12 protein-coding genes are annotated in these 13,000 nt (G+C 67.6%); 4 read left to right on the forward strand and 8 right to left on the reverse strand.

The window, feature by feature from the left end:
- Positions 1–6 precede the first annotated feature (6 nt).
- The 6 genes from OHA10_RS32400 to OHA10_RS32425 form a co-directional block, all read right to left on the reverse strand.
- A complete protein-coding gene (locus OHA10_RS32400) occupies positions 7–1,077 on the reverse strand; it encodes an ABC transporter ATP-binding protein (RefSeq protein ID WP_371402562.1) in 1,071 nt (356 codons plus the stop codon).
- Positions 1,074–2,087, reverse strand: a complete 1,014-nt coding sequence (locus tag OHA10_RS32405; protein ID WP_371402563.1) for an ABC transporter permease — start codon at positions 2,085–2,087, stop codon at positions 1,074–1,076. Before OHA10_RS32405 ends, OHA10_RS32400 begins: the two co-directional genes overlap by 4 nt.
- A 95-nt stretch (positions 2,088–2,182) precedes the next feature.
- The gene (locus tag OHA10_RS32410; RefSeq protein ID WP_371402564.1) at positions 2,183–3,961 is read right to left on the reverse strand and encodes an ABC transporter substrate-binding protein; all 1,779 of its coding nucleotides are present in this window, start codon (positions 3,959–3,961) and stop codon (positions 2,183–2,185) included.
- Positions 3,962–4,017: 56 nt separating this feature from the next.
- Positions 4,018–5,010: an ABC transporter permease gene (locus OHA10_RS32415; protein ID WP_137256892.1), complete on the reverse strand. Its 993-nt coding sequence runs from the start codon at positions 5,008–5,010 to the stop codon at positions 4,018–4,020.
- A gap of 262 nt (positions 5,011–5,272) precedes the next feature.
- Positions 5,273–6,838 carry an ABC transporter substrate-binding protein gene (locus OHA10_RS32420; protein WP_371402565.1) on the reverse strand — a complete coding sequence of 522 codons (1,566 nt, stop codon included), beginning with the start codon at positions 6,836–6,838 and terminating at the stop codon, positions 5,273–5,275.
- Between the two features lie 64 nt (positions 6,839–6,902).
- A complete protein-coding gene (locus OHA10_RS32425; protein ID WP_371402566.1) occupies positions 6,903–7,556 on the reverse strand; it encodes an HAD family hydrolase in 654 nt (217 codons plus the stop codon).
- A gap of 204 nt (positions 7,557–7,760) precedes the next feature.
- On the opposite strand from OHA10_RS32425, the gene OHA10_RS32430 reads away from it, so the two are divergent.
- Positions 7,761–8,609, forward strand: coding sequence for a PAC2 family protein (locus OHA10_RS32430; protein WP_371402567.1), 849 nt, complete (start codon positions 7,761–7,763; stop codon positions 8,607–8,609).
- Between the two features lie 99 nt (positions 8,610–8,708).
- Here OHA10_RS32430 and OHA10_RS32435 read toward each other — a convergent pair whose 3' ends face one another.
- Entirely contained in the window at positions 8,709–9,077 is a 369-nt protein-coding gene (locus tag OHA10_RS32435; protein ID WP_371402568.1) for a MerR family transcriptional regulator, read from the reverse strand.
- A 52-nt stretch (positions 9,078–9,129) separates the two neighbouring features.
- On the opposite strand from OHA10_RS32435, the gene OHA10_RS32440 reads away from it, so the two are divergent.
- The 3 genes from OHA10_RS32440 to OHA10_RS32450 all read left to right on the forward strand — a co-directional run bounded on the left by OHA10_RS32440 (position 9,130) and on the right by OHA10_RS32450 (position 11,737).
- A complete protein-coding gene (locus tag OHA10_RS32440; RefSeq protein ID WP_371402569.1) occupies positions 9,130–9,972 on the forward strand; it encodes a polysaccharide deacetylase family protein in 843 nt (280 codons plus the stop codon).
- 96 nt (positions 9,973–10,068) lie between these two features.
- A complete protein-coding gene (locus OHA10_RS32445) occupies positions 10,069–10,839 on the forward strand; it encodes a L,D-transpeptidase (protein WP_371402570.1) in 771 nt (256 codons plus the stop codon).
- Between the two features lie 10 nt (positions 10,840–10,849).
- A complete protein-coding gene (locus tag OHA10_RS32450; protein ID WP_371402571.1) occupies positions 10,850–11,737 on the forward strand; it encodes a hypothetical protein in 888 nt (295 codons plus the stop codon).
- Positions 11,738–11,775: 38 nt separating this feature from the next.
- Here the strand turns inward: OHA10_RS32450 and mshC are convergent, their stop codons facing one another.
- Positions 11,776–12,996 (reverse strand): cysteine--1-D-myo-inosityl 2-amino-2-deoxy-alpha-D-glucopyranoside ligase, encoded by a 1,221-nt coding sequence (gene mshC / locus OHA10_RS32455; RefSeq protein WP_371402572.1) that lies wholly within the window; start codon positions 12,994–12,996, stop codon positions 11,776–11,778.
- Between the last annotated feature and the right edge of the window lie 4 nt (positions 12,997–13,000).

The following is a 13,000-nucleotide window of genomic DNA, read 5'->3' on the forward strand; positions in this document are numbered from 1 at the left end:
TCCCGTTCACAGCTTCGGCTTGATGTCGGTCTCCCACGCCTGCTGGCGGTTCTGCGGGGAGAGATGGCAGGCGACCATGTGGCCGCTGCCGGTGTCGAGCAGCTCCGGCCGGTCGGTCTCGCTGGCACCGCCGTTCAGGTGCGCGTAGTTGCAGCGTGGGTTGAACGCACAGCCGGTCGGGACGTTGATCAGGCTCGGCGGCGTGCCCTTGATCGGGATCAGCCGCTCGGAGCGCTCCCGGTCGATCCGCGGCATCGAGCCGAGCAGACCCCAGGTGTACGGGTGCAGCGGCTGGTCGAAGATCTCCTCGGCGGTGCCGTACTCGGCCGCGCGGCCGGCGTACATCACCTGGATGTCGTCGGCCAGCTCCGCGACCACGCCGAGGTCGTGGGTGATGATGATGACGGCGGAGTTGAACTCGCGCTGCAGGTCCCGGATCAGGTCCAGGATCTGCGCCTGCACGGTGACGTCGAGGGCCGTGGTCGGCTCGTCTGCGATCAGCAGGTCCGGGTCGCACGACAGCGCCATCGCGATCATCGCGCGCTGCCGCATACCGCCGGAGAACTGGTGCGGGTACGCGTCGACGCGGCGGTCCGGCTGCGGGATACCGACCCGGTCGAGCATCTCGATCGCGTGCTTCCTCGCGACCTGCTTGCTGACCTGGTTGTGCACCCGGTAGGCCTCGATGATCTGGTGACCGACCGTGTAGAACGGGTGCATCGCCGACAGCGGGTCCTGGAAGATCATCGCCATCCGCTTGCCGCGCAGCAACCGGACCTCTTCCCGGCTCGCCGAGACCAGGTCCTGCCCGTCCAGGAAGATCTGGCCGCTGATCCTGGCCACACCCGGCGGGTGCAGGCCCATGATCGACAGACTCGTCACACTCTTGCCGGAGCCGGACTCGCCCACGATGCCGAGGGTCTTGCCCCGCTCCAGCTTGAACGAGATGCCGTCCACCGACTTGACCAGACCGTCGTCGGTCGGGAAGTGCACCTTGAGGTCGCGTACGTCGAGGAACGCCTCGCCGCGCTCGATCCGCTGGACCGGTTCTTGTACCTCGTTGGTCGGTTCGGTCACGAGATGCGCACCCTCGGGTCGACTACGGCGTACAGGAGGTCAACGACCAGGTTCGCGACCACGATGAAGAACGCCGCGATCAGCGTCACACCGAGCACCTTCGGCAGGTCGTTGGCCTGCAGAGCGATGACGGCGTACTGGCCGAGGCCGGGCAGCGAGAACGTGGTCTCGGTCAGGATCGCACCGCCGAGCAGCAGCCCCAGGTCCAGACCGAAGATGGTCAGGATCGGCGTCAGCGCGGACCGCAGGCCGTGCTTGATGACGACGTCGCGCTCGGTCAGGCCCTTGGCCCGCGCGGTCCGGACGAAGTCCTCGTTCATCGTCTCGAGCATGCCGGCCCGGGTGAGTCGCGCGTACGCCGCGGCGTACAGGAACGCGAGCGTGACCCACGGGAGGATCAGGTCGTACGCCCACCAGAGTGGATTGGTCTCGTCCAACGGGTTGGTGCCGCCCTGCACGGTCCAGCCGAGGCCGTAACTGAAGATCGACAGCGACAGCAGACCGGTGAAGAAGATCGGCAGCGAGACGCCGGCCAGTGCCACCGTCATCAGCGATCGGTCCAGGACCGACCCGCGTCTCAGTGCCGAGATGATGCCGGTGCCGACCCCGGTGATGAGCCAGATGAACGCCGCACCACCCGCCAGCGAGGCGGTGACCGGTATTCGCGCGACCAGGTCCGGCCAGACCGGGGTCTGGGTCAGGAACGAGTAGCCGAAGCACGGGGCCGGGCAGTGCTCGGTGGCCGGACCGTAGTTGTAGTCCGACCCGACGACCAGGCCTTTGACGAACCGGCCGTACTGCACGTAGAGCGGATCGGTGAAGCCGAGCCGCTCGGCGGTCTCGTGGATCTGCTCCTTGCCGACGCTCTTACCGACATAACGCGAGGCCAGGTCGTCGGCGGTCGCGCCGCCGAGCTTCGGAACCAGGAAGAAGATCGAGAACGTGACTGCCGTGACGATGAAGAGCAGGATCACTGCCCCGATCACCCGGCGGATCAGATATGCGAGCACCGTGCGCGGCGCGGTGGCCGGTGATCATCGCTGATCACCGGCCACCATCAGCCTTCACCTACCTCTGCTGGCGAAATGATGGTTGGTCAGAGCAACTACTTCTGGGCGAGTCCGATCGCCGCGTAGTCGTACATGTTCTGACCGTCGTTGGTGAAGACGTTGGCCAGCGTGTCCGGACGGTACAGCAGGCCCTTGGCCCAGATGCCCGGCAGCGCCGCCGCCTGCTCCATGACCTTCTTGTCGACGTCGACCCACAACTTGTTACGGGCGGCCTCGTCGGTGGTGGACATCGCCTGGTCGATCAGCTTGTCGACCTCGGGGATGCGGATACCCAGGTTGGTGTTACCACCGGTGTCCCGGATGACCCGGCTGTCGACGATCTGGCTCAGGAAGCCGAAGCCGTCGTTCCAGTCCGCGCCCCAGCTGTAGACGATCAGGCCGAGCTTGTTCGCCTTGGCGAAGTCCGGCTTGCCGGCGTACAGCTTGGTGTAGTCACCGGTCGGGTAGGGCTTGGTGGTCAGGTTGATACCGACGCGCTTCAGCGACTGCTGCAGCGTCTCGGCGACCGCCTTCTCCTTGGCCCGGTCGGCGCGGTACGCGATGTTCATCGCGAAGCCGTTCGGCTGGCCACACGCCTGCAGGGCCTGCTTGGCCTTGTCGACGTTGCCGTTCTTGTCGGTCAGGAAGCCGTAGTCGTCGAAGCTCTCGGCTCCGGTCACGCCCGGCGGCATCAGGTTCGTCGCGATGTCGCCACCGATCGGACCGCCGTAGGCACGCTGGTAGCCCTCGTGGTCGGCGGCGTACAGAACGGCCTTGCGGCAGTTCACGTTGTCGAGCGGCGCGACCTGGCTGTTCAGAACCGTGAAGTTCAGGCGAGGCGCCGGCACGTTGTCGGCGTGCGCCTTCAGCTTCGGGTCGGCCAGGATCTTCGCCTGGGTCTCCGGCTGCACGCCGGTACCGGCGATGTCGACGTCGAGGTCGCCGGCCAGCAGCCGGTTGTCGATGTCGGTGCCCTCGACGTTGAACGCCACGGTGATCTTGTCCGGCAGCGCCTTACGGCCCGAGTCGGGGTCGGTCGCCGGGTCGTACTGGTCGTTGCGGATCAGGCTCAGCCCGGTGTTCGCGTTGTAGCTCTCGAACTTGTACGGGCCGGTCGCGATCGGGTGCTCCTTGTACTTCGCGCCGGTGTCCTTCGCCTTCGGCACCGGGGCCGTCGACGGGAGCTGGGCGAAGTAGTCGAAGCTCGAGAACGGCTTGTTCAGGTGGAACACGATCGTGTTCGGATCGGGCGTCGTGATCGCCTTCGCCACCCCGGCCAGCGACGGGTCCTTGTAGACGCTGTAGCCCTTGGGGATGTCCAGCAGGAAGTCGTTGAAGTACGTCGGGCCGTTCGGCAGCGTGGTCTTGTCCAGCGACCGCGCGACGGCGTACTTGACGTCGGCCGAGGTGACCTCGGTGCCGTCCTCGAACTTCACGCCCTTGCGAATCTTGTAGGTCCAGGTCTTCGCGCCGTCGCTCGGCACGCCCGGAGCCTCGGCGAGGTCCGGCACCGGCTTGGCGCCCTCGGCGCCCGGCTTGGCCGCAAACGTCATCAGCGGACGGACGTAGTTGCGGACCAGGTTCCAGGACAGGCCGTAGTAGGTGTCACCCGGGTCGGTCGAGTCCCAGTTCTGGGTGATCGCCATCCGCAGCGTGCCACCCTTCTTGTCGCTCGGGTTGAACACCTTGCCGACGGCCGCGTTGAACTCCGGTGTCGCGGAGCTCCCGTTGCTCGCGGACCCTCCGGGCGTAGCCTTGGGTCCCCCACAAGCCACCAGGCTCAAGGCGACGGCCGCACTGACGGCGGTCGCCGTCGTGATGCGATTCCATCTCATCTTTTGTTGCACCCCTTTTTTCGTGAGAGCCCAGGCTCCCTGGTTGGAGAGAAGTCCTATCGCGACCGCGGGTCCAACGCGTCACGCAGTCCGTCGCCGAACAGGTTGAAGGCCAGCACCGTGATGAAGATCGACAGGCCGGGCGGAACCATGTACATCGGGTCGACCTGGTACCACTTCGCGGCGATCGACAGCATGTCGCCCCAGCTGGCCGTCGGCGGGCGGACACCGACGCCGAGGTACGACAGGCCGGCCTCGAAGAGGACGTTGGTCGGGATCAGCAGCGTGGCGTAGACCAGGATCGGGGCGATCAGGTTCGGCAGCAGTTCGGTGAACAGGATGTACGGACGGCGGGCGCCGAGACTGCGCGCCGCGTCGACGAACTCCCGCTCCCGCAGCGACAGGGTCTGACCGCGGATGATCCGGCCGATGTAGGGCCAGCTGAAGAAGCCGATGATGAAGACGATGAGGGCGACCCGCAGCGGGTCACCCGTCAGCCCGAGGACCGAGTCCGGGATGGCGCCGACCAGCGCCAGCGCGAACAGCACCAGCGGGAACGCCAGGAAGATGTCCATCAAGCGGCTGATCAGCGTGTCGACCCAGCCGCCGAAGTACCCGGCGATGATGCCCATCACGACCCCGATGACCACCGACAGCAGCGTCGCGAGGAACGCGATCAGCAGCGAGATCCGGGCGCCGTAGACGATCCGGGCGAAGATGTCGCGGCCGTTCACCGGTTCGACCCCGAACGGGTGGTCCCAGCTGATCCCGCCGAGCTTGCCGATCGGGGTCTGCAGTGAGGCGTCGACGAGGTCCTGGTGGAAGTCGTTCGGGGTGACCCCGACCAGCTTGCACAGCAGCGGCGCGAAGATCGCGACCAGCATCAGGAAGACCACGAAGATGCCGCCGGCGATCGCGATCTTGTCGCGCTTGAGCCGCATCCAGGAGATCTGCCAGAGCGACCTGCCCTCGATCTTGCCGACGCCCTCGAGGATGGCGTCCGGCTGGGCCGACGATGCTCCGGGCTCGACCTCGAGTGGCGCGCTCACGCGATGGGTACCCCTGCCTGGTTCGGTTTGAACAGGAACGAAATCCCGTATGGCTGCGGCCTTAACCTGCCGCCATTACAGCGCGGAGTCAAACGCGGAAAGTGCTGCGTTGCCCGATCGTGATCGTCAGGAAATCGTCCCGTATCGTGGACGTTCCGCAGTAAACCACGGTGTCGCACCCACGGTCGCCGGGGCCTCGCCAACCGTTACTGCCATGGCATTTTTGTGTCAGTGCCGTGATCAGGGCCGTATTTGCCCGATTTCAGCGCCGTAATCCCGACAGGTAGAGGAACGAGAACGGATCGATGGCCGGCTGCACGTTCTCGACGTCGTTGCGGGCCACCACGGCGACCCGGCCCTGCCAGCTCGGGATCACCGGCACCTCCCGCGCGATCACGGTCTGTAGCTGACCGATCAGCTCGTCGCGCTTCAGTCCGTTCTGCTCGGTCCGTTGCTGCTGCAACAGCTTCGTGGCCGCGGCCGAACGGTACCCGTTCTGGAACGGTACGTCGGTGACGAACGGCGCGAGGTAGTCGTCGGCGTCCGGGTACTCCGGGATCCATCCGAACTGGTACAGGTCGTACGCCCCGGCCTTGGCCGCCTGCTGGTACTGCGGCCACTCCGCGCTCCGCAGGGTCACCCGGAACAACCCGGACGCCTCCAGCTGACGCTTCAGCTCGAGTACTTCGGCCTTCGCGCCGGTGCCGAACTGGGTCGGTGTCCAGCCGACCGTCAGCGGGACCGGCGCGGCGATGTTCGCGGCCTTGAGGATCGCCGCGGCCGCGGTCTTGCTCGGCTGCTTGTACTCCGTCTTGAACGCGTCGGTCTGACCGCCGAACCCGGGCGGCACCACGGAGTACAGCGGCGACACGCGGTCGCCGTACGCCTTCTTCGCGATCGCCGGGCGGTCGATCAGCTGGGCGACCGCTTGCCGGATCGCCGGCTTGCGGGCCAGCAGCGACTTCATCTGGAAGGCGAAGAACCGGATCTCGGCGGAGTCGGTCTCGACCACCTGCACCTGGTCGGACTTGCGCAACTTGTCCAGCAGGCTCGGGCCGAACCCGTGGTACGCGACGTCCGCCTTGCCGCTGGTGACGGCCCGGTAGAGCGCGGTCGAGTCCTTCATCAGGCTGATCGTGACGCCGTCGTTCTGCGCCGCCCGCGGACCCTTGTAGCCGGCGAACTTGGCGAGCGTGACCTCCTCACCAGGTTTGTACGCCGCGAGCTGGTACGGCCCGCTGCCGATCGCCTTCGTCTCGAGCAGCTTGTTCGCCGGGTACGACTGCTCGTCGACGATCGACGCGGCGGTCGTGGTCAGCAGGTACGGCAGCCGGGCGTCGGGGCTGGTGAGGTTGAACACCGCGGTCAGGTCGTCCGGAGTACTCACGGACTTCACCGACGAGAACAGGTGCGACGCTCCCCCTGGCGTCTTCAGCCGGACCATCCGGTCGAAGCTGAACTTCACGTCCGACGAGGTCAACTCGTGCCCGTTCGGGAAGGTCAGATGCTCCTTCAGGCTGCACGTGTACGTCGTCGGCGAGTCGAACTGGCAGTCCGCCGCGTCCGGCACCGGCGTCGGTTTGTCGGGCAGGATCGTCAGCAGCGTCTGGTACAGGTTCGCCTGGACGGTGCGCGAGCCGGCGTCGTACGGCCCGGCCGGGTCGAGCGAGGAGATCGAGTCGGTGGTCGCCACCCGGAACAGCATCAGCTTCGGCGACGACTCCCCCGGGTGCGGCGCATTGTCGTCGGGCTGACCGCAGGCAGCCAGGGACACCCCCAGGGCGCCCACCGCCACGGCCGCCGACATCCGGCGCACCCACTTGCTCACCGTCTCACTCTCCCCAGCCATTACCCGAACAACGCCCCCGAAGGCACCAAGTGACGGTAGCTCGTCAATGGAGCAGGGAGCGCAGGGACTCCGGGGTGAGCGGTTCGAGCGACTTGACCACGAGACGGCGTGGCGCCTCGGGGATCGTGATCCACTGCGGTACTGCGACGACGTACGCGCCGGCCGCCGTACCGGCCTGGGTGCCCGTCATCGAGTCCTCGATCACCACGCAGTTGGCCGGGTCGACGCCGAGCTTGGCGGCGGCGGTCAGGTACGGCTCCGGGTTCGGCTTGCCGAGCGTCACCTCGTCGCCGGCGACGATCACGTCGAACGGATCCGGCGGCAGGTGCAGGAGCACGGCGTCGATCATCTGCCGGTACGACGCCGAGACCAGCGCGCACGGCACGTCCTCCTTGCGCAGCGCCTGCAGCAGCTCGAGCGCACCGGGCTGGAACGTGACCTCCTTGCGGAGCGCCTCGATCACCTCGGAGAACATCCGGTCGGCCAGCTCCCCGGCGGTGATCACACCGGCCGGGATCCGCGCCATCCAGACCTCGACCGCGTCCCGCAGATCGCTGCCGATCAGGCTCATGCAGTCCTCGATCGTCCAGGTGGCGCCGAGCTCGGCGAGCAGCTCCAGCTGGACCTCCGCCCAGACCTTCTCGGAGTCGACCAACGTCCCGTCCATGTCCCACAGCACCGCTTGCAGGGCCGGCAACTACCGCTCCTCACACGTCGTCGATGGCCGTCTCCACCGATCAGCTCGGGTCCATTCTCCCTGGTCAGGCCTGGTCCGGACATTTCGGGTCTCATCGACACGTTCCGCTGGGCGTGAAACCGGGCACACCGCCGGGCCGGAACACGTAGGCTGGCAGTCCGGTTTCCCGCCGGATTGCCTACAGAGACGACAGGGGGCCTGCGAGTGGTTGACCTCGCGAACCTGAGGGACCCGGTCGTGATCGCCGCGTTCGAAGGCTGGAACGACGCGGCCGAGGCGGCCACCGGAGCGGTCGACCATCTCGTGGACGAGTGGGACGCGGAGCTCGTCACGGCGATCGACCCCGAGGACTACTACGACTTCCAGGTGAACCGTCCCCAGGTCGGCATCGACGAGGACGGCGTCCGGCGGCTGACCTGGCCGACGACCCGGATCTACCTGGCGCGGCCCGACGACACCGGTCGCGACGTACTGCTGATCCGCGGCATCGAGCCGAACATGCGCTGGCGTGCGTTCTCCCGCGAGCTGCTGGAGATCGTCGACGAGTCCAACGCGCAGATCGTCGTCGTGCTCGGCGCGCTGCTCGCGGACTCGCCGCACACCCGGCCGATCCCGGTCTCCGCAACGTCCTCGGACCCGGAGCTCACCGCGTCGTGGAGCCTCGAGGCGTCGACGTACGAAGGCCCGACCGGCATCACCGGCGTCTTCGCCGATCTGTGCACGACGCTCGGCGTTCCGTCGGTCTCGATCTGGTCTGCGATCCCGCACTACATCGCCGGCACGCCCTGCCCGAAGGCCTCACTCGCCTTGCTCGGCAAGATCGAGGCGCTGCTCGACCTGGCCATCCCCGAGGGCGAGCTGCCGGAGCTGGCCCGCGCCTGGCAGCGCGGCGCGGACGAGCTGAGCGAAGAGGACCCCGAGGTCGCGGAGTACGTCCAGTCCCTCGAGGAGCAGCGCGACACCGCCGACCTCCCGGAAGCCACCGGCGAGGCGATCGCGGCGGAGTTCGAGCGGTACCTCAGGCGGCGCAACAAGAACCACCCGAGCGACTAGGTCCTGTCTGGTGATCCAGCGCCGTAGCGAGGAGGTGCTCGGTGCGGCGAGGTGCCGTGCCGAGTGCCCCGCAGTAGGCGATGGATTACCAGACAGGACCTAGATCGGCATCTCCCGCGTCGCGGTGGTGATGACGTCGTCGAGAACGGCGCGGGAGGTGACCAGGTCGGCGATCATCTGGTCGATCCGGTCCCGCTCGGCGGTGAGTTCGGTGACGAGTTCGGGTGTGGCCCGCTCGTTCGGGCCGCCGTCCGGGTCCCGCATGCACGGCAGCAGCTGCGCGATCTTCTTGCTGTGCAGGCCGGCGGCGAGCAGCTCCTGGATCAGGATCACCCGGTCGACGGCGCGTTCGGCGTACTCACGCTGGCCGCCGGCGGTCCGCTCCGAGACGAGCAGGCCCTGCGCTTCGTAGTACCGCAGCGACCGCACACTCACCCCGGCCCGCTCCGCCAGCTCCCCGATCCGCACACCGCCTCCAGGACTTGAACCTGACATTGATGTCAGACTTTACCGTCCCGGTATGACGCTCTACGACTCCCTTTACGAGTACAGCCCGATCACTGAACGACCCGCCCTCGACTGGCCCGACGGCAAGCGCGTGGCCTTCTACGTCGGGCTCAACATCGAGCACTTCCTGCCCGACGAACCCTCCACCAGCATCTGGCCGCTCGACGTCGAGCCCGATGCCCTCAACCACGGCTGGCGCGAGTACGGCGCCCGCGTCGGCGTCTGGCGCACGATCGACATCCTCGACCGGTACGGCGTCCGCGCGAGCGCTCTGGTCAACTCGATGGTTGCCGAGCACAACCCGCAGATCATCAAGGCCGGCGTCGAACGCGACTGGGCCTGGCTGGCGCACGGGCAGACCAACTCGATCCTGCACACCGGTTACGAACCGGACGAGGAACGCCGCATCCTCACCGACATCACGACCACGATCGAGACCGCCACCGGCAAGCGACCGAAGGGCTGGATGGGGCCGGCGCTGACCGAGACCCACCACACCCCGGAACTGCTCGCCGAGCTCGGCTACCAGTACGTCCTCGACTGGACCAACGACGACCAGCCGTACCGCCTGAACCTGCCCGGCATGCTCAGCGTCCCGTACACCCTCGAGCTCAACGACCTCGGCCTGTTCCTCCGCGGCCTGTCGGGTCCCGACTTCCTGCAGATGGTCAAGGACCAGTACGACGTACTGCGGGAAGAGGGCGGCCGGGTGATGGCACTCGCACTGCATCCGTTCGTGATCGGGCAGCCGTTCCGGGCGAAGTACCTGAACCTCGCGCTGGAGTACATCGCGGCGCAGAGCGACGTCTGGTTGACGACGAGTGACGAGGTCGCCGCGCACTACTCGACCACGTAACCCAGCCGGGCATGGCGCGTTGTTACCAATGGGTTTATTCTCGTCCGGACAACTGGGGGGTGACGGCGTGCCGTCACCGGGAGCACGGGGAGTGACATGCGCAACGAGCGGGGCGGTACTTCGATCCCTGCCCTCGCTGTGCTCGTGCTGCTCGGCATCGTCGCCGCGGTCGGCATCTTCGGCAACAAGACGAAGCACGTCACCGTCGACCTCGCCACGCTGACGGCCTCGACGACCGCCACCACGATCGCGACCGCTCCGCTCGACACGCAACCGTTCACCGGCACTGGTGGACTCGTCGTCCACCCCCGCGCCGAGGCCGCGCTCTTCACGGCTCCGGACGCCGACGCGATCGGCAAGATCGGCCCGACCCAGTTCGGCCCGACATGGTTGCCGGTGGTCGAGCAGACCGACGGCTGGGTCCGCGTCCTGCTCCCCTCCAAGCCGAACCGGTCGACGGGTTGGCTCCAGGACGACGACCTCGACCGGGCAACCTCGTCGTACCTGATCCGCGTGCACACCAGCTCGCGGACCATCGAGCTGTTCGACAAGAACAAGAGCCTGGGCACCTGGAAGGCCGGGGTCGGCGCGAAGAAGACGCCGACGCCGCCCGGCCGGACGTTCCTGCTCGGCTCGATCATCGACCACAAGCGGTCGGCGTCGCCGATCGTGCTCCCGTTGGGTGCACACAGTCCCACCTTGGACACGTTCGGTGGCGGACCTGGTACGGTCGCGATCCACGGCTGGCCGAATCCGCACGTGTTCGGGGCGGCGATCAGCGCGGGCTGCGTCCGGGTGCCGAAGACCGCCCTCGCCGATCTGCAGAAGGTACCGCTCGGGACGCTCGTCCTGATCGACAGCAAATAAGGAGATTCCGATGCGACGACAGTTGACTCCGACGATCCTCACGGCCGCGGCCGTGGCAGGCGTCGTGACGTTCAGCCTGGTCGCCAGTGCGCCGGTCGGCAACGCCGCGGCCCGGCCGTCCTCGGCGTACGCCGTGAGCGCGGAAGGCCAGGTGCCGATCGCGAAGACGCCGTACGCCGAATCGCTCGACGGCAAGCGGCAGACGACGTCCGCGCTGGAGCTCCCGAAGAACCCGCTGCTCTCGGTCCGCGCCGGCACGGCGACCGCCGGCAACGACTCGGCGTCGGTCGAGCTGTTCGACATCGTGGTCGGTCCGGACATCCTGAGCCAGGTGCAGATCCCGCCGGAGCTGAAGCAGCAGTGCGCCAGCCTGCCGAAGACCGGCGCGGACGACCTGCCGCTGCCGGACATCGCGCTGCCCGACCTGGGTCTGCCGCTGCCGAAGCTGAGCACCAAGGACCTGCCGGTCAAGAACCTCCCCGACCTGTGCAACCTGCTGCTCAACCCGCCGACGTCGCTGCTCGCGATCGACTCGCTCAACGTCTACTGCTCGGGTGACTCCGGCGGCGTGGACCTCGGCGCGATCACCTTGCTCGGCCAGACCCTGAAGCTGCCCAGCACCAAGCAGGGCGCGTCGCTGCCGTCCAACCCGCTGGCGGCGATCAGCGTCAACAGCCAGGGCAAGCACTCGGACGGCTCGTTCACGATCACCGGCCTGAGCATCAACCTCGGCGGCGGCGCCGAGGTCATCAACCTGGCGTCGGCGACCTGCGCCAAGCCGGCCGCCAAGCCCAAGCCGACGCCGAAACCGGCGAACCCGGCCCCGCCCCAGCTCGACACCCCGCCGGCCGCGCCGGTCCCCACGCCGGTGAAGACCCACCAGCCAGTCACCGGCTGACAGCTGAAGGCCCCGACCATCCGGTCGGGGCCTTTGTCTTACAGCTTCACACCGAGCAGAGCATCTACTGCCTGGGAGACCAGGGCAGGAGCCTCGTGATCGTCGCCTTCGGTCTCGGCCCAAGCGTCCACTACGGCCAGTGCACCCACGGTGTCCAGATCGTTCGCCAGCGCCGCCCTGAGGGCATCAACCGCGGCCGCACCATCCGGCCCGGAGCCGCGACCGATCGCGCCTCGCCAGACATCCAGCCGCGCCTGCGCATCCGTCAGGTCTGTGGTCATCCAGAACCAGTCGGTGCGGTAGTGATGGGTGAGCAGCGCCAGCCGGATCGCCATCGGATCCGCGCCCGCCAGCCGCTCCTTCGACACCAGCACCAGGTTGCCCTTGGACTTCGACATCTTCTCGCCGTCCAGACCGACCATCGCCTGGTGCACGTACGCCCGTGCGAACGGGTGCTCGCCGGTCGCCACCTGCGCACCGCTCGCCGACATCTCGTGGTGCGGGAAGATCAGGTCGGTCCCGCCGCCCTGGACGTCGAACGTCATCCCGAGGTACTTCAGCGCAATCGCCGAGCACTCCACGTGCCACCCCGGGCGGCCGCGTCCGAGCGCCGAGTCCCACGCGGGCTCCCCCGGCCGCTCGTGCCGCCACAGCAGGCTGTCCAGCGGGTCCTGCTTGCCCTCGCGATCCGGGTCGCCGCCGCGTTCCGCGAACAGCTCCGTCATCGTCTCCCGGTCGTAGTTCGACACGCCGCCGAACAGCGGGTCGGTCTTCACGGCGAAGTACAGATCGCCGTCGACGGAGTACACGGCCCCGGCCCGGCGCAGGTCCTCGACTGCGTCGGAGACCAGGTCGATCGACTCGACGACGCCGATGTAGTTCTGCGGCGGGATCACGCGCAGCGCGGTCATGTCGTCGCGGAACAGCTGGATCTCCTGCGCCGCGAGATCGGTCCACTCGACCCCGGTCGCCGTCGCACGCTCGAGCAGCGGATCGTCGACGTCGGTGATGTTCTGCGTGTAGTGGACGTCGTACCCGCTGTCCCGCCACATCCGGTTGATCAGGTCGAACGTGACGTACGTCGCCGCGTGGCCCATGTGCGTCGCGTCGTACGGCGTGATGCCGCACACATACATCCGGGCGGTCGCGCTGTCCGTCGGGGGCACCTCGACCAGGCCGCGGGAAGCGGTGTCGTAGAGGCGCAGCCGCCGGGCCGGCCCGGGTACGACCGGGATGTCTGGTTTCGTCCACGCCTGCATGTGT

The sequence above is a fragment of the Kribbella sp. NBC_00662 genome, from assembly GCF_041430295.1.
Lineage (GTDB): Bacteria > Actinomycetota > Actinomycetes > Propionibacteriales > Kribbellaceae > Kribbella.

Bases quoted from the DNA above. Each gene is read 5' to 3' on its own strand.
- OHA10_RS32440 (WP_371402569.1), top strand. From the start codon at position 9,130: ATGACGCTCTACGACTCCCTTTACGAGTACAGCCCGATCACTGAACGA.
- OHA10_RS32450 (WP_371402571.1), top strand. From the start codon at position 10,850: ATGCGACGACAGTTGACTCCGACGATCCTCACGGCCGCGGCCGTGGCA.
- mshC (WP_371402572.1), bottom strand. From the start codon at position 12,996: ATGCAGGCGTGGACGAAACCAGACATCCCGGTCGTACCCGGGCCGGCC.
- OHA10_RS32445 (WP_371402570.1), top strand. From the start codon at position 10,069: ATGCGCAACGAGCGGGGCGGTACTTCGATCCCTGCCCTCGCTGTGCTC.
- OHA10_RS32410 (WP_371402564.1), bottom strand. From the start codon at position 3,961: ATGAGATGGAATCGCATCACGACGGCGACCGCCGTCAGTGCGGCCGTC.